Annotated in this window: 18 protein-coding genes; 12 read left to right on the top strand and 6 right to left on the bottom strand. The window is 67.0% G+C overall.

What is annotated here, in order from left to right; translation table 11 throughout:
• The first annotated feature begins 152 nt into the window (after positions 1 to 152).
• The 7 genes from BST42_RS30150 to BST42_RS23105 all read left to right on the top strand — a co-directional run bounded on the left by BST42_RS30150 (position 153) and on the right by BST42_RS23105 (position 8552).
• The gene (locus tag BST42_RS30150; protein ID WP_102808100.1) at positions 153 to 242 is read left to right on the top strand and encodes a potassium-transporting ATPase subunit F; all 90 of its coding nucleotides are present in this window, start codon (positions 153 to 155) and stop codon (positions 240 to 242) included.
• Complete coding sequence (kdpA, locus tag BST42_RS23130; protein ID WP_083121666.1) at positions 242 to 1912, top strand: potassium-transporting ATPase subunit KdpA; 1671 nt, start codon at positions 242 to 244, stop codon at positions 1910 to 1912. The genes BST42_RS30150 and kdpA overlap by 1 nt, the downstream gene beginning before the upstream one ends.
• Before the next feature lie 2 nt (positions 1913 to 1914).
• Complete coding sequence (kdpB, locus tag BST42_RS23125) at positions 1915 to 4053, top strand: potassium-transporting ATPase subunit KdpB (RefSeq protein ID WP_083121665.1); 2139 nt, start codon at positions 1915 to 1917, stop codon at positions 4051 to 4053.
• Between the two features lies 1 nt (position 4054).
• Positions 4055 to 4960 (top strand): potassium-transporting ATPase subunit C, encoded by a 906-nt coding sequence (locus BST42_RS23120; RefSeq protein ID WP_083121664.1) that lies wholly within the window; start codon positions 4055 to 4057, stop codon positions 4958 to 4960.
• A 148-nt stretch (positions 4961 to 5108) separates the two neighbouring features.
• Complete coding sequence (locus BST42_RS23115; RefSeq protein WP_083121713.1) at positions 5109 to 7604, top strand: DUF4118 domain-containing protein; 2496 nt, start codon at positions 5109 to 5111, stop codon at positions 7602 to 7604.
• On the top strand, positions 7601 to 8287 hold the full coding sequence (locus BST42_RS23110; RefSeq protein ID WP_083121663.1) for a response regulator: 687 nt from the start codon (positions 7601 to 7603) through the stop codon (positions 8285 to 8287). Before BST42_RS23115 ends, BST42_RS23110 begins: the two co-directional genes overlap by 4 nt.
• Before the next feature lie 73 nt (positions 8288 to 8360).
• Entirely contained in the window at positions 8361 to 8552 is a 192-nt protein-coding gene (locus BST42_RS23105; RefSeq protein WP_083121662.1) for a ferredoxin, read from the top strand.
• On the opposite strand, the gene BST42_RS23100 is transcribed toward BST42_RS23105, so the two are convergent.
• The gene (locus tag BST42_RS23100) at positions 8545 to 9231 is read right to left on the bottom strand and encodes a response regulator transcription factor (protein WP_083121661.1); all 687 of its coding nucleotides are present in this window, start codon (positions 9229 to 9231) and stop codon (positions 8545 to 8547) included. The genes BST42_RS23105 and BST42_RS23100 overlap by 8 nt on opposite strands.
• A gap of 36 nt (positions 9232 to 9267) precedes the next feature.
• Between BST42_RS23100 and BST42_RS23095 the strand changes: the two genes are divergently transcribed.
• The 5 genes from BST42_RS23095 to BST42_RS23075 all read left to right on the top strand — a co-directional run bounded on the left by BST42_RS23095 (position 9268) and on the right by BST42_RS23075 (position 14343).
• Entirely contained in the window at positions 9268 to 10557 is a 1290-nt protein-coding gene (locus BST42_RS23095) for a sensor histidine kinase (RefSeq protein ID WP_237159559.1), read from the top strand.
• A 130-nt stretch (positions 10558 to 10687) separates the two neighbouring features.
• Positions 10688 to 11962 carry a cytochrome P450 gene (locus tag BST42_RS23090; RefSeq protein WP_083121660.1) on the top strand — a complete coding sequence of 425 codons (1275 nt, stop codon included), beginning with the start codon at positions 10688 to 10690 and terminating at the stop codon, positions 11960 to 11962.
• A 15-nt stretch (positions 11963 to 11977) separates the two neighbouring features.
• Positions 11978 to 13084 carry an NDMA-dependent alcohol dehydrogenase gene (locus BST42_RS23085; protein ID WP_083121659.1) on the top strand — a complete coding sequence of 369 codons (1107 nt, stop codon included), beginning with the start codon at positions 11978 to 11980 and terminating at the stop codon, positions 13082 to 13084.
• Between the two features lie 250 nt (positions 13085 to 13334).
• The gene (locus BST42_RS23080) at positions 13335 to 13808 is read left to right on the top strand and encodes a DUF4383 domain-containing protein (RefSeq protein ID WP_083121658.1); all 474 of its coding nucleotides are present in this window, start codon (positions 13335 to 13337) and stop codon (positions 13806 to 13808) included.
• A 40-nt stretch (positions 13809 to 13848) separates the two neighbouring features.
• Positions 13849 to 14343: a DUF4383 domain-containing protein gene (locus tag BST42_RS23075; protein ID WP_083121657.1), complete on the top strand. Its 495-nt coding sequence runs from the start codon at positions 13849 to 13851 to the stop codon at positions 14341 to 14343.
• A gap of 7 nt (positions 14344 to 14350) precedes the next feature.
• Here BST42_RS23075 and BST42_RS23070 read toward each other — a convergent pair whose 3' ends face one another.
• From BST42_RS23070 to BST42_RS23050, 5 genes are all read right to left on the bottom strand, one after another.
• The gene (locus BST42_RS23070; RefSeq protein ID WP_083121656.1) at positions 14351 to 15310 is read right to left on the bottom strand and encodes a Ppx/GppA phosphatase family protein; all 960 of its coding nucleotides are present in this window, start codon (positions 15308 to 15310) and stop codon (positions 14351 to 14353) included.
• Positions 15295 to 15792 carry a DUF501 domain-containing protein gene (locus tag BST42_RS23065; RefSeq protein ID WP_083121655.1) on the bottom strand — a complete coding sequence of 166 codons (498 nt, stop codon included), beginning with the start codon at positions 15790 to 15792 and terminating at the stop codon, positions 15295 to 15297. The genes BST42_RS23070 and BST42_RS23065 overlap by 16 nt, the downstream gene beginning before the upstream one ends.
• Positions 15785 to 16480 carry an FtsB family cell division protein gene (locus BST42_RS23060; RefSeq protein ID WP_083121654.1) on the bottom strand — a complete coding sequence of 232 codons (696 nt, stop codon included), beginning with the start codon at positions 16478 to 16480 and terminating at the stop codon, positions 15785 to 15787. Before BST42_RS23060 ends, BST42_RS23065 begins: the two co-directional genes overlap by 8 nt.
• A gap of 37 nt (positions 16481 to 16517) precedes the next feature.
• The gene (gene eno / locus BST42_RS23055; RefSeq protein ID WP_083121653.1) at positions 16518 to 17804 is read right to left on the bottom strand and encodes a phosphopyruvate hydratase; all 1287 of its coding nucleotides are present in this window, start codon (positions 17802 to 17804) and stop codon (positions 16518 to 16520) included.
• 65 nt (positions 17805 to 17869) lie between these two features.
• The gene (locus BST42_RS23050) at positions 17870 to 18601 is read right to left on the bottom strand and encodes a lytic transglycosylase domain-containing protein (RefSeq protein ID WP_083121652.1); all 732 of its coding nucleotides are present in this window, start codon (positions 18599 to 18601) and stop codon (positions 17870 to 17872) included.
• Positions 18602 to 18655 lie beyond the last annotated feature (54 nt).

The following is an 18655-nucleotide window of genomic DNA, read 5'->3' as shown; positions in this document are numbered from 1 at the left end:
CGATCTAACTTCGTGAAGGCCCTGCACGCAGGCGGCGGGGTCTAGCGGGTTTGTCCTGACAGGAGAAGACACATGGGTGTCGTCATATACATCGTGCTGACGGTGGCGATCTTCGCTCTGCTCGGCCTGGTTCAGAAGCTGGTCGAGCGACTGTGAGCTACGAGAACGTCGTCGGCTTGATCTTGTCCGTGCTGCTGGCGCTGTTCGTCGCCGCGGCCCTGTTGTTCCCCGAGAGGTTCTAGTGACGACCACGTCGGCGGGGATCGTATTCCTCGTCCTGCTGATCCTCGCGCTGGCGGCCGTGCACGTGCCGCTGGGCGACTACATGTACCGCGTCTACTCGTCGGAGAAGAACAACCGCGTCGAACGGGTCATCTACCGACTGATCGGCGCCGACCCGCGCTCGGAGCAGACCTGGGGCGCCTACGCCCGCAGTGTGCTGGCGTTCTCGGCGATCAGCATCCTGTTCCTGTTCGTCTTCCAACTGGTGCAGGGCAAGCTGCCACTGCATCTCAACGACCCCGGCACCCCGATGACGCCCGCGCTGGCGTGGAACACCGCGGTCAGCTTCGTCACCAACACCAACTGGCAGGCGTACTCGGGTGAATCCACCCAGGGCCACCTCGTTCAGATGGCCGGCCTGGCAGTGCAGAACTTCGTCTCCGCCGCAGTCGGGATGGCCGTCGCGGTCGCGCTGGTGCGCGGCTTCGCCCGCCGCAACGCCACCGAACTGGGCAACTTCTGGGTCGACCTCGTTCGCGGCACCCTGCGGATCCTGCTCCCGATTTCAGTTGTAGCCGCGATCATTCTGATCGCCGGCGGTGCGATCCAGAACTTCCATCTGCACGACCAGGTGGTCAACACCCTGGCCGGCGCGCAACAGACCATCACCGGCGGCCCGGTGGCCAGCCAGGAGGCCATCAAAGAGCTGGGCACCAACGGCGGTGGGTTCTATAACGCCAACTCGTCGCATCCGTTCGAGAACCCCACCACCTGGACCAACTGGGTGGAGATCTTTCTGCTGCTGGTGATCAGCTTCTCGCTGCCGCGCACCTTCGGACGCATGGTCGACAGCCGCAAGCAGGGCTACGCGATCGCCGCGGTGATGGGCTTGCTCGCACTGATCAGTGTCACGCTGATGCTCCAGTTCCAGTTACAGGGCCACGGCACCGTGCCCACCGCCGTCGGGTCGGCCATGGAAGGTGTCGAACAGCGGTTCGGAGTTGCGAACTCGGCCGTCTTCGCCGACGCCACCACACTCACCTCGACCGGCGCCGTGGATTCGTTCCACGACTCCTACACCAGCCTCGGCGGCATGATGACATTGTTCAACATGCAGCTCGGTGAGGTCGCGCCCGGTGGTACCGGGTCGGGCCTGTACGGCATGCTGATCCTGGCTGTCATCACCGTCTTCGTTGCCGGCCTGATGGTCGGACGCACCCCGGAGTACCTGGGCAAGAAGATCACCCCTCGCGAAATCAAGCTGGCCGCAAGCTATTTCCTTGTGACGCCGTTGATCGTGCTGACCGGTACCGCGATCGCGATGGCCATGCCCGGCCAGCGAGCAGGAATGTTGAACACCGGGCCGCACGGTTTGTCGGAAGTGTTGTACGCCTTCACTTCCGCGGCCAACAACAACGGTTCGGCGTTCGCCGGCATCAGCGTCAACACCGAGTGGTACAACACGGCTCTGGGGTTGGCGATGGTGTTCGGCCGATTCCTGCCGATCATCCTGGTGCTCGCACTCGCCGGGGCCCTTGCCAGACAGGGCCACACCCCCGAGTCGATCGGCACCCTGCCCACGCATCGGCCCCAGTTCGTCGGCATGGTCGCCGGCGTGACACTCATCCTGGTGGCCCTGACCTTCCTGCCCATGCTTGCGCTCGGGCCCCTTGCTGAAGGAATTCACTGACCATGACCGTTACCGCAGTTGAGCCCCGTCTCGATACGGGCGCCAAGAAGAAACAGGTGCAGGGCGGACTTCTCGACCCCAGGATGCTCCTGACGTCGTTGCCCGACGCGCTCCGCAAGCTCGACCCGCGCACGCTGTGGCGCAACCCAGTCATGCTGATCGTGGAGATCGGCGCGGTCTGGAGCACCATCCTCGCGATCGTCGACCCGAACTGGTTCGGCTGGCTCATCGTGTTCTGGCTGTGGCTGACCGTGATCTTCGCCAACCTGGCTGAGGCGGTGGCCGAAGGCCGCGGCAAGGCGCAGGCCGAGTCGCTGCGAAAGACCAAGGCCGACACCATGGCTCGCCGACTCATCGGATGGGAGCCGGGTCAGCCTGGGCGTGAAGAAGAAGTCGCGGCGCCGTTGCTTCGCCAGGGTGACACCGTGGTGGTTGAAGCCGGCCAGGTGATACCCGGCGACGGCGATGTGCTGGAAGGCATTGCCTCGGTGGACGAGTCGGCTATCACCGGAGAATCCGCGCCGGTAATCCGCGAGTCCGGCGGCGATCGCTCCGCGGTGACCGGCGGCACCACCGTGTTGAGTGACCGCATCGTCGTCAAGATCACCCAGAAGCCCGGCGAGAGCTTCATCGACCGGATGATCGCGCTCGTCGAGGGCGCCAACCGGCAGAAAACGCCCAACGAGATAGCGCTGAACATCCTGCTCGCCGCGCTGACGATGATCTTCATCTTCGCGGTGGCGACATTGCAGCCGTTGGCGATCTTCTCCAAGGCCAACAATCCCGGTGTGCCCGACTCGCTGTCCCTGACAGCCGACGGTGTGTCCGGCATCGTCATGGTCTCACTGCTGGTGTGCCTGATCCCGACGACCATCGGCGCGCTGCTGTCGGCCATCGGTATCGCAGGCATGGACCGGTTGGTGCAACGCAACGTCCTGGCCATGTCCGGCCGCGCGGTCGAAGCCGCCGGCGATGTCAACACCCTGCTGCTGGACAAGACCGGCACGATCACACTCGGCAACCGGCAGGCGGCGGACTTCGTTCCGCTGGACGGCGTCACCCCGGAGCAACTCGCCGACGCGGCACAGTTGTCCAGCCTGGCCGACGAAACCCCCGAGGGACGGTCCATCGTGGTGTTCGCCAAGTCGAATTTCGGCCTGCGGGCGCGCACCCCCGGCGAACTCGTCAATGCGAGCTGGGTCGAATTCTCGGCCGCCACAAGGATGTCCGGTGTCGACCTGGAGAACGGGCACCTGCTGCGCAAGGGTGCGGCCAGTACCGTCGCGCAGTGGGTACGCGACCAGGGCGGTTCCGTACCGGCCCAGCTCGGCGACATCGTCGACGGCATCTCCGCGGCCGGTGGTACTCCGCTGGTCGTCGGACAGGTGGTCGACGAGAAGGCGGAGGTCCTGGGTGTCATCCATCTCAAGGATGTCGTCAAGCAGGGCATGCGGGAGCGCTTCGACGAGATGCGCAAGATGGGCATCCGCACGGTGATGATCACCGGCGATAATCCGTTGACCGCCAAGGCGATCGCCGATGAGGCCGGGGTGGACGACTTTCTTGCCGAGGCCACCCCGGAGGACAAGCTCGCGCTGATCAAGCAGGAGCAGGAGGGCGGCAAGCTCGTCGCGATGACCGGCGACGGCACCAACGACGCGCCCGCGCTCGCACAGGCCGACGTGGGGGTGGCGATGAACACCGGCACGTCGGCGGCCAAAGAGGCCGGCAACATGGTCGATCTGGACTCCGACCCGACGAAGCTCATCGAGATCGTCGAGATCGGCAAGCAGCTGTTGATCACCCGCGGCGCGCTGACCACGTTCTCGATCGCCAACGACATCGCCAAGTACTTCGCGATCATTCCGGCGATGTTCGTCGCGCTGTTCCCCGGCCTGGACCTGCTGAACATCATGCGGCTGCACAGCCCGCAGTCGGCCATCCTGTCCGCGGTCATCTTCAACGCACTCGTCATCATCGCGCTGATTCCGTTGTCGCTGAGGGGCGTTCAATACACGCCGAGCAGCGCCTCCAAGCTGCTGAGCCGCAACCTCTACATCTACGGCCTCGGCGGGATCATCGCTCCCTTCATCGGGATCAAACTGATCGACCTCGTCGTCCAATTCTTGCCAGGGATGTGACATGAACTTCTCCACTCTCGTTCGTCAACACTGGGCGGCGCTACGCGCGCTGCTGGTACTCACCGTCATCGTCGGAGTCGGCTATCCGCTGTTCATCTGGCTGGTGGCTCAGATCCCCGGACTCAAGGACAAGGCCGACGGTTCGATCATCGAGGTGAACGGAAAGCTGTTGGGCTCCAGCCTGATCGGCCAATCGTTCGCCGACGAGAAGGGCAACCCGCTGCCGCAGTATTTCCAGAGCCGTCCGTCGGCGGCCGGCAACGGATACGACCCGCTGGCCACCAGCGCGTCGAACCTGGGCCCGGAGAGCATCGTGGACACCCCTGGTGATCCCACCGCTCCCGCGGATTCCAACGGCTACAAGGCCAGCCTGCTGTCCCTGGTCTGCTCGCGCAGCAAGGCGATCGGCGACCTCGAGGGCGTCGACGGCATGCGCCCGTTCTGCACCGGCGACGGTGTCGGCGCGGTGTTGTCGGTGATCGGGCCGCGCGACGCCCGCGGAAACGTCGCGGCCCCCACCAAGGTCGTCAGCGTCAACGAGCCGTGCCAGAGCACGACAACGCCGTTCCTCGCGACCTACGAGGGCGTGCGGGTGGAATGCGCCAAGTTCGGCGAGGACTACTCGACCGGCCAGATCGTCCCGATCAAGGGTGCGGCCGGTGCGCCCGCGGTACCCGCCGACGCGGTCACCGCCAGCGGCAGCGGCCTCGACCCGAACATCTCGCCCGCCTACGCCGATCTGCAGATCGCGCGCGTCGCCAAGGCCCGCGGTGTCAGCGCCGATGAGGTTCGGGGTCTTGTCGCCGACCACACCGACGGGCGCACACTCGGTGTCTTCGGTGAGCCACGTGTCAACGTCCTCGAGCTCAACGTTGCGCTGGACGAGAAGTTCCCGATGAAGAGCTGATCGAGCGGTGGATCGATCTGCGAATAATAGAGGCGTGGACTCCCTCCAACCGCCACGCGTGACGTCCGGCGGCGAGCCGCCGCCGGACACGTCGTCCGAGAGCGACTCGCAGCCCGCCTCGCCCGGCCCCCGGCCGAAGCGAGGCGAGTTGCGCATCTACCTCGGTGCCGCCCCGGGCGTGGGCAAGACGTTCGCGATGCTCGGCGAGGCGCACCGCCGTCTGGAGCGCGGCACCGATCTGGTGGCCGCCGTGGTCGAGACGCACGGCCGGAAGAAGACTGCCGAACTGCTGAGCGGCATCGAGGTCATCGCGCCGCGCTACATCGACTATCGCGGCACCAGGTTCCCCGAACTCGATGTGCCCGCCGTACTCGCCCGCAAGCCGCAGGTCGTGCTGGTCGACGAACTGGCGCATACCAACACCCCGGGCAGCAAGAATCCCAAACGCTGGCAGGACGTCGAGGAGCTGCTCGAGGCCGGCATCTCCGTGATCTCGACGGTCAACGTCCAACACCTGGAGAGCCTCAACGACGTCGTCGCGCAGATCACCGGCATCGAGCAGCAGGAGACCGTGCCCGACGAGATCGTCCGCGCCGCCTCGCAGATCGAGTTGGTAGATATCACTCCGGAGGCTTTGCGGCGCAGGCTTTCTCACGGCAACGTCTACGCACCGGAGAAGGTCGACGCCGCGCTGTCGAACTACTTCCGCCGGGGCAACCTGACCGCGCTGCGCGAGCTGGCCCTGCTGTGGCTGGCCGATCAGGTCGACGCCGCCCTGGCCAAGTACCGGGCCGACAACAAGATCACCGCCACCTGGGAAGCCCGGGAACGCGTCGTCGTCGCCGTCACCGGTGGACCGGAGTCGGAAACGTTGGTGCGCAGGGCGTCCCGGATCGCCTCCAAGTCCAGCGCCGAGCTGATGATCGTGCACGTGGTGCGCGGCGACGGGTTGTCAGGGGTGTCCGCGCCGCAGATGGGCAAGGTCCGCGAGCTGGCCGCGAGCCTGGGCGCCACCGTGCACACCGTCGTCGGCGACGACGTGGGAAAGGCGTTGCTGGACTTCGCCCGTGAGATGAACGCCACCCAGCTGGTGATCGGCACGTCGCGCCGGTCGCGGTGGGCCCGCGTCTTCGACGAGGGCATCGGCGCGGCGATCGTCCAGGATTCCGGCAAGATCGACGTTCACATGGTCACCCACGAGGAGTCCAAACGCGGACTTTCGGTGCGCTCGGCGTCGCCGCGTGAGCGCCGGGTGATCTCCTGGCTCGCCGCCGTCATCGTGCCCTCGGTCATCTGTGCACTGACCGCGTTGTTCCTCGACAAGTACCTGACCATCGGTGGCGAGAGCGCGCTGTTCGTGGTCGGTGTGCTGATCGTCGCACTCCTCGGCGGGGTGGCGCCGGCGGTGCTGTCGGCGATGCTGTCGGGTCTGCTGCTCAATTACTTCCTCACCGAGCCGCGCTACACCTTCACGATCGCCGAACCGGACGCGGCGATCACCGAACTCGTGCTGTTGATGCTCGGCGTCGCGGTCGCGGTGTTGGTCGACCGAGCCGCCAGCAGACAACGCGAAGCCAGGCACGCTTCTCAGGAAGCCGAGCTGCTGACGTTGTTCGCCGGCTCGGTGCTGCGCGGCGCGGACCTGGCGACACTGCTCGAACGGGTCCGGGAAACCTACTCGCAGCGGGCGGTGAGCATCCTGCGGGTGCGCGATGGGGATGAGCAGATCGTCGCGTGTGTCGGCAAAGACCCCTGTGTCACAGTCGATTCCGCCGACACCGCCATCGAGGTCGGTGACGACGAGTTCTGGATGCTGATGTCCGGGCGCAGTCTGCCCGCCCGCGACCGGCGAGTTCTCACCGCCGTCGCCAAGCAGGCCGCCGGACTGGTCCGCCAGCGCGAACTCACCGAGGAAGCCAGCAAGGCCGAGGCGATCGAGAAGGCCGACGAACTGCGCCGCTCACTGCTGTCGGCGGTCAGCCACGACCTGCGCACTCCGCTGGCCGGGGCCAAGGCCGCGGTGTCGAGCCTGCGCTCCGACGACATCGGCTTCTCCGAAGAGGACACCGCCGAACTGCTGGCCACCGTGGAGGAGTCGGTGGACCAGCTGACCGCTCTGGTGGACAACCTGCTCGATTCGTCGCGACTGGCGGCAGGCGTTGTCCGTCCCGAACTCAAGCGGGTGTATCTCGAAGAGGTGGTCCAGCGTGCACTGCTGAGCATCGGCCGCGGCTCCACCGGATTCGGCGCCAAAGGGCTGGACCGGGTGAAGGTCGACGTCGGCGATGCGGTGGCCCTGGCCGATGCCGGACTGCTGGAGCGGGTGCTGGCGAACCTGGTCGACAACGCTCTGCGGTACGCCCCCGAGTCGATCGTGCGGATCAACGCGGGCCGTGTCGGGGTGCGAATGCTCATCAACGTGATCGACGAAGGGCCCGGCGTCCCCCGCGGCAGCGAGGAGCAGTTGTTCGAGCCGTTCCAGCGCCTCGGCGACCGGAACAACAAATACGGTGTCGGACTGGGCCTTTCGGTGGCTCGCGGATTCGTCGAAGCAATGGGCGGCACGATATCGGCCACCGACACCCCCGGCGGCGGCCTGACCGTGATCGTCGACCTCGCCGCGCCGCCGGGAGACCGGCCGTGAGCAAGATCAAGGTGCTGGTGATCGACGACGAGCCGCAGATCCTGCGGGCGTTGCGGATCAACCTGAGCGTGCGCGGATATGAGGTGATCACCGCCGCCACCGGCGCGGCGGCGCTGAAGGCCGCTGCCGAGCAGCGGCCCGACGTGATCGTGCTGGACCTCGGACTGCCCGATATGGACGGCATCGAGGTGCTCGGTGGGCTACGTGGCTGGCTGACCGCACCGGTGATCGTGCTGTCGGCCCGCACCGACTCCGCGGAAAAAGTGGACGCGCTCGACGCCGGCGCCGACGACTACGTGACCAAGCCGTTCGGGATGGACGAGTTCCTGGCCCGGTTGCGCGCGGCGGTGCGCCGGGGCGCGGCGGCGTCTGAGACCGACGAGCCGGTGATCGAAACCGATTCGTTCACAGTCGATCTGGCCGCCAAGAAGGTGATCAAGAACGGCGCCGAGGTTCACCTGACCCCCACCGAATGGGGCATGCTCGAGATGCTGGTGCGCAACCGCGGCAAGCTGGTGGGCCGCGAGGAGTTGCTCAAAGAGGTGTGGGGCCAGGCGTATGCCAAGGAGACCCATTATCTGCGGGTGTATCTGGCGCAGCTGCGCCGCAAGCTCGAGGACGACCCGTCGCACCCGCGGCACCTGCTGACCGAGGCCGGCATGGGTTACCGCTTCGAGCAGTGAGAGTGGCCCGGCCAGGCCAGATCTGGCGCGCGCGGACCGCCCGCACCCCTGGCGTCAAGCCGATACTGACGCCATGCACATCACCGTCGATTACCGGCTGTGTGAAGGCCACGGGCAATGCCTGATGGCCGCACCGGATCTGTTCGATCTTCCCGACGGGGCCGATCAGGTCGTCGTGCTGGACCCCAATCCGCCTGACTGCGAACGTGATCGCGCGATCCGGGCTGCCGCGATGTGCCCGGCCCTGGCGATCAGCGTCAGCTGAGCCGCTCGGCGTCGGCGAGGTCGTCGAGCAGGCGGTAGCGACCTGCCATGGCCGCCGCGGCGATCCGGTTGGTCACTCCCAGCTTGTGCAGCAGCGCAGCGACCATGCGCTTGGCGGTGCGCTCCGAGACCAGCAGCCGGGCCGCGATGTCGGTGGTCTCCATCCCGGTGGCCAGCAGAGTCCACAACCGCAGGTCCTGGTCGGAGAGACCGTCCAACAGCGCCGACGGCGGCCTACGGGTGGTGGTCAGCAGCGCATCGAGAAGTGTCCGGTCCAGCACGCACAGACCTTCGGCGATCGTCCACAACGGCCCGGCCAGTGCTTCCGGCCGTGCGGTCTTCGGAAGGAAACCGTCGGCGCCGGCACGTAACGCCTCTTCGGCCAGGCCCATGTCGTCGGTGCCCGACAACGCCAGGATCCGGGTCGTAGGATGGCGCGCCTTGATGTGCCGGATCGCGGCCACTCCGCCGAGTGGCGGCATCGTGAGGTCGATGATGGCGACGTCCGCCTGGCAACCGACCACCAGGTCGGCGGCTTCTTCGACATACGTGGTCTGGCCGCCGACGGTGAACAACTCGCCCCACTCGCGGGTGAGCAGCAAGGCCAGGCCCTGGGCGAACAGCTCGTGGTCATCGACGATGACCACGACGATCTTCGCTCCCCCGGCCCTGCCATTCATTGCCGCGATGCTAGACCCAACCTTAGGGTCAGCCGGGTGAGACCGCTCGATCGATTGACCAATACCGACGACGGCTACGCCCTGGCCCGCATCGTGGTCGCGGTGCGAACCGCGATCGTCGTGTCGATCGGGGTCGTCCTGCTCATCGGCCCGGCCTGGGCCCGCGAGCATGCGCAGGCGACGTTCGCGGTCCTGGGCGCCGCACTCGTGTATGCCGCGGTACTGCTGGCCAATGCCCAGTTGGAAGTGCGGCGCACCCGCTATTCCTGGCTGATCACCATCCTGGACTCGGGTTTCACCCTGGCCGTTGTCGCACTCACCGGCGGTGCGTACAGCCCGGTCGTGGCGGTGCCGGTCGCCGTCATCGTCGCCTCGGCGGCCCGGCTCTCGTTCGCCGAGGCACTCACGGCGGCAGTCCTGTTCAGCGCCGCGTTCATCCCTATCGCGCTGAAAGCCTCACCCCAGGACCCGTTCTCGGTAGCTCCGGGGGTGCAGACCGGCTGGTGGGCGTTCTTCGTCGTCTGTATCGCGATCATTACCGCGGGGCTTTCGGCGCTGGCCGAGCGCGAGCACCGCTCCCGGGTACACGCACTGGTGGAGGCCGAGGCCGAGCACGCCGCCGCCGAAGAAGAACGGGACCTGCGCGCAAGGCTGCTGCGGTCCTATCAGTCCCAGCAGGACGGCCTTCAGGTCCTCGTTCACGAGTTCCGCACCCCGATCGCCTCGCTCGAGGCGCTGATGAGCGCTCTCACCTCGGCGTCGCCGATGTCGCCCGCCGACCGCGACGCCGGTCTGCAGCTGGCGGAGCGCCACGTGCATCATCTGGCCGACATGATCGAGGCGCTCTCCGACGTCGCGTTGAGCCGGCGGCCCACGTTCTCCTCCGGCCGGATCCGGCGCGTGGACGTCCGCGATGTCGTCACCTCGGCAGGCGATGCTGTCGGCCTCACTGCTCCTCGGCTGCGGGTGACGTCGATCGGTGACCTCGACGCAGTCGTCATCAACGCCCAGGGACTCCGGCGGGTGCTGACCAACTTGTTGGAGAACGCATCCCGGCACAGCCGAGACGCCCCGGTCGACGTCACCTGCGCCCGCGACGGCAACGAACTGGTGATTGCGGTGCTCGACCGCGGGCCGGGCATTCCCCCCGAAAACCTCGGCGAACTGACGGCAAAGTACGTCAGCGCCGGCGGCCAACGCGGCACCGCCGGCTTGGGTCTGTGGATCGTGCAGCAGATCGTCGAAGCGATGGGCGGTCGCGTCGACTTCGCCACGCGCGACGGCGGCGGCCTGTCCGTGACTTTCCGGGCGCCCATCGAGTCCTGACACTGGCCCCCGCAGGCCAGCGATTGGCACGCGCGCCGGTCCCGTGTGGGCCCGGCGATGGTGACCATGGGTGCGACGCCGACGTGACGCGAACCACACCGACGCACGCGGCGGTGACGAGAGGACGCCGATGACCGCCCCCACCACCGCGCCCACCCACGGTGACATCGACCTGAGCGCCCGGTCGTTCTGGGCCAAACACCCCGACGAACGCGATCAAGCCTTCGCCGTCCTGCGCAGGGAGAACCCGGTGCCGTGGAGCCGTCCCGCGGAATCCGACCTGCTGCCCCCGGAACTCAACACTCACGGGTTCTGGTCGTTGACCAAGCAGGAGGACATTCGGATGGCGAGCCGCCATCCGGAGATATTCTCGTCGGCCCAAGGCATCACGATGGAGGACTTCGCCCCCGAAGCCAGAGAGGTCGCCCAGTCGTTCATCGCGATGGACGCACCGAGGCACGCCCAGCTGCGCGGCATCACGATGGACGCGTTCAAACCCAAGAACATGCGCCGGCTGGAAAGCTGGATTCGCGGGCACGCACGCGACCTTGTCACCGAGATGTCGCATCTCGGCGAGGGCGACTTCGTCGAACTCGTGTCGGTGAAGCTGCCCGCGCGCATCTTCGGGAGTTTCTTCGGTCTGCCCGAAGGAGAGATCCGCGATCAGGCGACCAACGCCGCCCAGCGGTTGCTCGGCTGGACCGATCCACGAGTCCGTGGTGACCAGAGCGAGCTCGAACTGTTCATGGGCGCAGTCATGGACCTGCATGCGGTTGCGGCGCAGCTGATCCCGCAACGTCGAGCCGAGCCCGGGGAAGACCTCCTCACCTGGATGGTGCAGGCCGAGTTCGACGGCAAGAAGATGACCGACGACGAACTCAAGGCGTTCTTCGTGCTGTTGGCCGTCGCCTCCAACGACACCACCCGGCACGCCTCCGCCCAGGCGATCTACGCGTTCTCGCGGTTCCCGGATCAGAAGGCGCTTCTTGTCGAGGACATCGAGGGGCGGATCGACCCCGCGGTCGAGGAGGTGCTGCGATGGTCGTCGCCGCTGCTGCACATGCGCCGCACCGCAACCCAGGACGTCACGGTGCGGGGCTCGGAGATCAAGGCCGGCGACAAGGTCGTGTTGTGGTACATCTCCGGCAATCGCGATGAGGACGTCTTCACCGATCCGTTCACCTTCGATATCGCGCGAAACCCCAACCCACACATCGCATTCGGTGGCGGCGGTCCACATTTCTGCCTCGGCGGAGCACTTGCCAGGACGATGCTGCGGTCACTGCTCACCGAGGTCTACACCCGCATCCCGGACATCTGCGCGCCGCAGCCCGAGTTTCAGATCGCCAACTTCATCAACGGCATCAACCGTCTGCCCGCCACCTGGACACCCGAGAAGCGCTGAAAGCAAGGAGATCGCATGAAGACCAGAGCCGCAGTGCTGTGGGGTCTGCACCATAAATGGGAGGTCGAAGAGGTCGAACTCGACGGGCCCAAGCAGGACGAGGTATTGGTCCGGCTCACCGCCAGCGGACTGTGCCACTCCGACGACCATCTGGTCACCGGAGACATGCCGATGCAGCTTCCGGTGGTCGGCGGACACGAAGGCGCAGGCGTGGTGGTGGACGTCGGTCCCGGCGTCCACGACGTCGCCGAGGGCGACCCGGTGGTACTGAGCTTCATTCCGGCGTGCGGCCGTTGCGACCCCTGCGCCCGCGGAATGAGCAATCTGTGCGTACTGGGCGCCGCGATCATCGCCGGGCCACAACTCGACGGCACCTTCCGCTTCCATGCCCGGGGTCGGGAACTGGGCCAGATGTGTGTGCTCGGAACGTTTTCGGAGTACACGGTGGTGCCGGCGTCGTCGGTGGTCACAGTCGATCCGTCGGTCGCGCTGGACACCGCCGCACTTGTCGGCTGCGGTGTCACCACCGGTTATGGGAGTGCAGTGCGTACCGGTGAAACCCGGGACGGCGACGTCGTGGTGGTGATGGGCGTCGGCGGGATCGGCATCAACGCGGTCCAGGGCGCGCGCATTGCCGGCGCGCGGATGATCGTGGCGCTCGATCCGATCGAGTACAAACGCACGCGGTCGTTGGAGTTCGGCGCCACCCACACCGCCGCGAATGTCGAGGAGGCGCAGGCACTGATCGCCGACATCACCCACGGCGCGATGGCCGACGTCTGCGTTGTCAGCACCGATGTCGCCGAAGGCGCTTATGTCGCCCAGGCCCTGAGCCTGGTCGGCAAACGCGGCAGAGTGGTGATGACAGCCATCCCCCACCCGACCGACACCAGCGTCGACCTGTCGTTGTTCGACCTGACGCTGTACGAAAAGCAGGTCCGCGGATCGCTTTTCGGCTCGTCGAACCCTCGCCGCGACATCCCCCGGCTGCTCGAACTGCACCGCACGGGACAACTGAAACTCGACGAACTGGTCACTCGCGAGTACTCACTCGAGGACATCAACCACGGATACGCCGACATGCACGCCGGACTGAACCTGCGCGGTCTGATCCGCTTCTGAACCGGCACTTCACGCACGGTCCGGGACTCGCTATTGTGAGGTGAGTCACATCTAAAGGAGATGGTCTGCAATGCATGTCTTGCCTGTCAAACACACGGGTGGCTGCACCTGCCGCTGTAACGCCTGCGACGGCGGCCACCACTGCCACAACATCGGCAGCGGCTGCAAGGTCAAGCTCTAGCCGAATCTTGTTTGCCTGACCCCTCCCCGGGTACGTCCGGACCTGGACAACTCAGGGAGGGAAATATTCATGTCAGTCAACATCACCCACACCCGTGGCTATTCGCACGTGCAGAAGGCCGCGATCGCCTTCGGCGCGGTATTCCTTCTGGTGGGAATTCTGGGGTTCATCCCGGGCATCACCACCAACTACGACATGCTGCACGTCGCCGGTCATCATTCCGAGGCCCAACTGCTGGGCATCTTCAACGTTTCGGTGTTGCACAACATCGTTCACCTGATCTTCGGCGTGGCCGGATTGCTGATGGCCCGCACCCTCACCGCCGCGCGCGCCTACCTGATCGGCGGCGGTGTCATCTACGCGGTGTTGTGGCTCTACGGCCTGGTCATCGACCGCGACAGCCAGGCCAACTTCGTTCCGGTCAACACCGCCGACAACTGGTTGCACTTCGTGCTCGCCGTGGCGATGATCTCGCTCGGAGTCACGCTCACCCGGCGCATGACGGCGACAGCGGACTCGACGGCCACCCAGCCCCCGCAGTGACGACGGGTTGACCGCCCGTATTGACGGGTATGCAGGCCCCATGGAGACAGCCCGTTCCGGCAGACTCCAGCGGGCGCGAGTCGGACTGCTGGCGGTACAGGGAGCCGCGGTGCTTGTCGCCGCGGCATTCCTGGCCGTCGGGATCGCCGGCTTCATCCCCGGCCTGACCACCCATCTGGATCAGCTGCACTGGGCGCACGGTTCAGGCTCGGCGCTGTTCGGCGTCTTCGGGGTGTCGGTGGTGCACAACCTGGTGCACCTGGGCTTCGGCGTAGCCGGTCTGGCCCTGTCGCGCACGTTCGCCCGAGCGCGGGCGTACCTGATCGGCGGCGGCCTGATCTTCTTGGGCCTCTGGGTCTACGGTCTGCTCATCGACTTGTCGGGTCCGCGAAACATCTTGCCGCTCAACAACGCCGACAACTGGCTTCACTTCGCGATCGGCGTGGTCATGACGCTGCTGGGAGTTACGCTCGCCGGCACCAAGACACCGACCGGCGCCGACGGAGAGCCGTTGGTGTTGCCCGAAGACGAGTGAGGGACGTTCAGGCGAGTGACAGCGCGATCCCGTCGAGGATGTCGTGCTCGCTGACCACCAACTCGTCGATCCCGGCCCGCTGACCCAGCGCGTAGGCGAGTTCCTCGACAACGATCGAACCGCCCCCGATGACGTCGACACGACCCTCGTGCATCGGGCCGAGCGCCGCACGCTGCTTGCGGGTCATCCCGATGAGTTGTTCGCACACCGCGAGCAGGTCCGGAAAACCGGTCCGGGACAGGTGGATCGCGGCGGGATCGTAGGTGGTCATCCGCTGGGCCAGCGCGGCGATCGTGGTGAACGTCCCCGCCACGCCCACCCAGGTTTTGACCTGGTCCACAGGTACCGCCCGCAGCGCCTCGCCGAGACGTTCCCGCACCACCTCGCGGGCGGAGGCGATCTCGGTCGCGGTCGGCGGATCGGTGTGTAGGCGGCGTTCGGTGAGCCGCACGCATCCGATGTCGGCCGAGAAGCTGGCCTGCACGCCGCCACTGTCACCGACCACCAGCTCAGTGGAGCCGCCACCGAGGTCGACAACAATGAATGGTGCTGCGGCGTCAGCGAGTTCGCCCACCGCGCCGCTGAACGACAGCTCGGCTTCCTCCTGCCCGGTGATCACCTCGGCGACCGCGCCAGGCACCACCGGGTCCAGCACCTCGGCGGTCATCGCGAAGAACACGTCACGATTGGCTGCATCCCGAGTCGCCGACGTCGCCACCATCCGCACTTTGCCGACGTCGAACTGCTCGAGCAACGCGGCGTAGTCGACCAGCGCGGCCCGCGTGCGGGCCAGTGCGTCAGGATCGAATTGCCCTGTGGCGTCCACACCTTGGCCCAGCCGCACGATGCGCATCTCCCGGTGAACATCGTGCAGGCGTCCACCGGCCAGGTCTGCGATCAACAGCCGGATCGAGTTGGTGCCGCAGTCGATGGCCGCAACCCGGTTGGTCTCTACGTTGATGTCCACTCCTCGTTGTCCAGGATTCCCGCCATCCCCGGCTCGGCGGCGAGCACGGCCAGTGCTTCATCCCCAAATGGGTTGACGCCCTTGCCTTTTGCCAGTGAATGCGCGATCACCACGTGCAGACACTTGACTCGGTCGGGCATGCCACCACCGGTGAACGTGGTGCCCAGCGGCTCGATCGCGTCGCGCTCGGCCAGGTACGAATCGTGAGCTCGCCGGTAGGCGGCGGCAAGGTCCGGGTCCTGGGCCAACCGCTCACTCATGTCGCGCATCAGTCCGTCGGACTCCAGCCGGCTCGCCGCGGCGGTCAGCAGCGGATGAGTCAGGTAGTACAGCGTGGGGAACGGAGTACCGTCCGGCAGCCGGGGCGCGGTCTTGACCACGGCCGGTTCGCCGTTGGGGCAGCGATAGGCGATCTCCAGTACGCCGCGCGGCTCGCGCCCGAGCTGCCGCGCCACCGCGTCGAGATCGGCGGGATCAACCACCGGGCGCCGGGGGTGGTGCTGGACCGGGTTCCGGAGGCGGCCCGGGATCGGCGGGTGGGACCGGCGGCGGCCCGTGCGGGGTGTCGGCGATGGTGTGCCACAGCGAGGTGTACCAGGGATCATTGCTGCGCACCGGCGCGGCCGCCGGGCCGGTATCGGGTGTGACGACGGCTCCCGGCGGCAGCTGCACCTGGTAGGGGATGTCGCCGGGCATCACGAAGCCGAGCCGCTCGCGGGCCTGCGCCGCGATGTACACCGGATCGCCGAGCTTGGCTTTCTGCAATTCCAGATCGGCGATCTGCTTGCGCAGCGCGGCCTCGGTCGCGGCGAGCTGCTTCATCTCGGTGCGCTGGGCGAAGTACGTGCGCACCGGACCGGCGATGGTCAGGGTGAGCACGCAGACCACGGCCGCCAGGATGGCCGCACGGCGCGCGGTGAAGCCGAGGCGCTGTTCGCTCTGACGCTCCGCCGACGCCGCGATGGCCCGGCGGACCGGTTCGGTGAGCGTGTGGCCGGTCTCGGACGCCGCAGGCCCGGTAACTCCGACCGCCTCCGGTTTGGCTCTGGTCTCGGTGGGACGGGGGTCTTTCTTGGCCGACGGCGACGTGCGCGAGCGGACACGACCCGAGCCCCCCGGCCGGGAGGCCGGTGAGCGTCGCTTCGAGTCGGGCCGCTTGCTTTCCGCCACAGTCTCTTTCAGGCCTCTTTCCGGTCCCGCAGGGGCCTCACTCGCCGACCACGAACCGCGGGAATGCCAGATCGCCGGCGTAGCGCGCGGCATCGCCGAGCGCTTCCTCGATGCGCAGCAGCTGGTTGTACTTGGCCACCCGCTCGCTGCGGGCCGGCGCACCGGTCTTGATCTGACCGCTGCTGACGGCCACCGCCAGGTCGGCGATGGTGGTGTCCTCGGTCTCGCCGCTGCGGTGGCTCATCATCGTGCGGTAGCCGCTGTTGTGCGCCAGCGCGACGGCATCGAGCGTCTCGGTGAGAGTGCCGATCTGATTGACCTTCACCAACAACGCGTTGGCCGCGCCCCGTTCGATACCGTCCTCGAGCCGTTCAGGGTTGGTGACGAACAGGTCGTCACCGACCAGCTGCACCCGGTCGCCGATGGCGGTGGTGAGCTCGACCCAGCCGTCCCAGTCATCCTCGGACAGCGGATCCTCGATGGACACCAGCGCGTAGGAATCAAGCAGGTCGGCGTAGAAGTGACCCATCTGCTCGGCGGTCCGCACCTCCTTCTCGAAGGCGTAACCCTTACCGGCGGTGAAGAATTCGGTCGCCGCGACGTCCAGTGCCAGCGCGACATCGGTGCCGAGGGAGAATCCGGCCGCCTCGATCGCCGTGCCGATCAGATCGAGCGCGGCCTTGGTGCCCGCGACGTCCGGCGCGAAACCGCCCTCGTCACCCAGGCCGGTGGACAGGCCCTGCTTCTTGAGCACCGACTTCAGCGAGTGGTAGACCTCGGCGCCCCAGCGCAGCGCCTCTTTGAAACTCGGCGCGCCGATCGGGGCGACCATGAACTCCTGGACGTCGACGCCGGTGTCGGCGTGCGCGCCGCCGTTGAGAATGTTCATCATCGGCACCGGAAGGATGTGGGCATTGGGTCCGCCCAAGTAGCGGAAAAGGGGTAGAGCGGCCGAATCAGCGGCGGCCTTGGCCACGGCCAGGGAGACGCCGAGGATGGCGTTGGCACCCAGCCGCGACTTGTCGGGGGTGCCGTCCAGGTCCAGCAGCGCCTGGTCGACCAGACGCTGATCGTCGGCCGACAGGCCGATGACGGCCGGCGCGATCTCGTCGAGCACGGCTTCCACGGCCTTCTCGACGCCCTTGCCGCCGTAGCGGGCCGCGCCGTCGCGGAGTTCGACGGCCTCGTGCTCGCCGGTCGACGCGCCTGACGGGACGGCGGCACGGGCGAAGGTGCCGTCGATCAGGGCCACCTCGACCTCGACGGTCGGGTTGCCGCGGGAGTCGAGGATCTCGCGGGCCGCGACCTGCTCGATGATGGGCACTGGCTCTCTCCTTGCGTCGTGGTCTGCGACGAACAGCCTAGATGGTCCCAAGCGCGGGAGCGCTGTCAGAGCGCGTGCCCTTGGGCATATGCCGTCGCCCAGTCCCGCACGGTGCGCGCGTACTGGTCGGAGTGGTTGTAAGCGTGCAGTGCGTTCATCCACCCGCGCGGCGAGGCCAGGTCCTTACCCCGGAAGCACAGATACCCCGCCGCCGACAGCGCCGCGTCGTCGATGTTGTCCGGACTGATCACCCCGTCATTGTTGGCGTCGACGCCGTAAAGCCGCCAGGTCTCCGGGATGAACTGCATCGGTCCCATCGCCCGCACGTAGACCGGCTCGTCATTGGTCACCGTTTTCTCGTCATCGATGATCTCGAGGTTGCCGTTGGTGCCGTCGAGGTGGACGCCGCGGATCGGCGGGCTGACGTCGCCGTTCGGGGCGACGACGGCGTCGCGGTAGGTGCCGTGGTGACTCTCGACCATGCCGATCCCGGCCAGCGTCGTCCAGGCCAGGTGGCAATTGGGGTTCTCCACTTCCGCCACCCGCGCGGCATATGCGTAGGCCTCCAGCGCGGTGATCGGGATACCGAGTGCCGGCGCGCGCTGCGCCGCCCAGTCGTGCAACTGATCGGCCGGCCTGCCCTTGGCGTGGGTGTCGACGGCGGGCACCGGGTCCCCGGGCGGCGGCGGAACCCCGTCCGGAATCGGCGTGCCCAGCTGCCAGGAACAACTGGCCGCCAGCAACATCGCTGCCGCCGCAATGACGGCGGCAGCACGCAGCCAACGCGTTGACGACACAGCACTCCTCGGGCCCAACCAAACATGTTCATCGTCCCACGGCTCCCGGGTCGT

Source organism: Mycolicibacterium rhodesiae (genome assembly GCF_002086695.1).
Classification (GTDB): Bacteria; Actinomycetota; Actinomycetes; order Mycobacteriales; family Mycobacteriaceae; genus Mycobacterium; species Mycobacterium rhodesiae.
The sequence above is the reverse complement of the archived record's forward strand: the minus strand, read 5'-3'. Positions and strand labels throughout refer to the sequence as shown.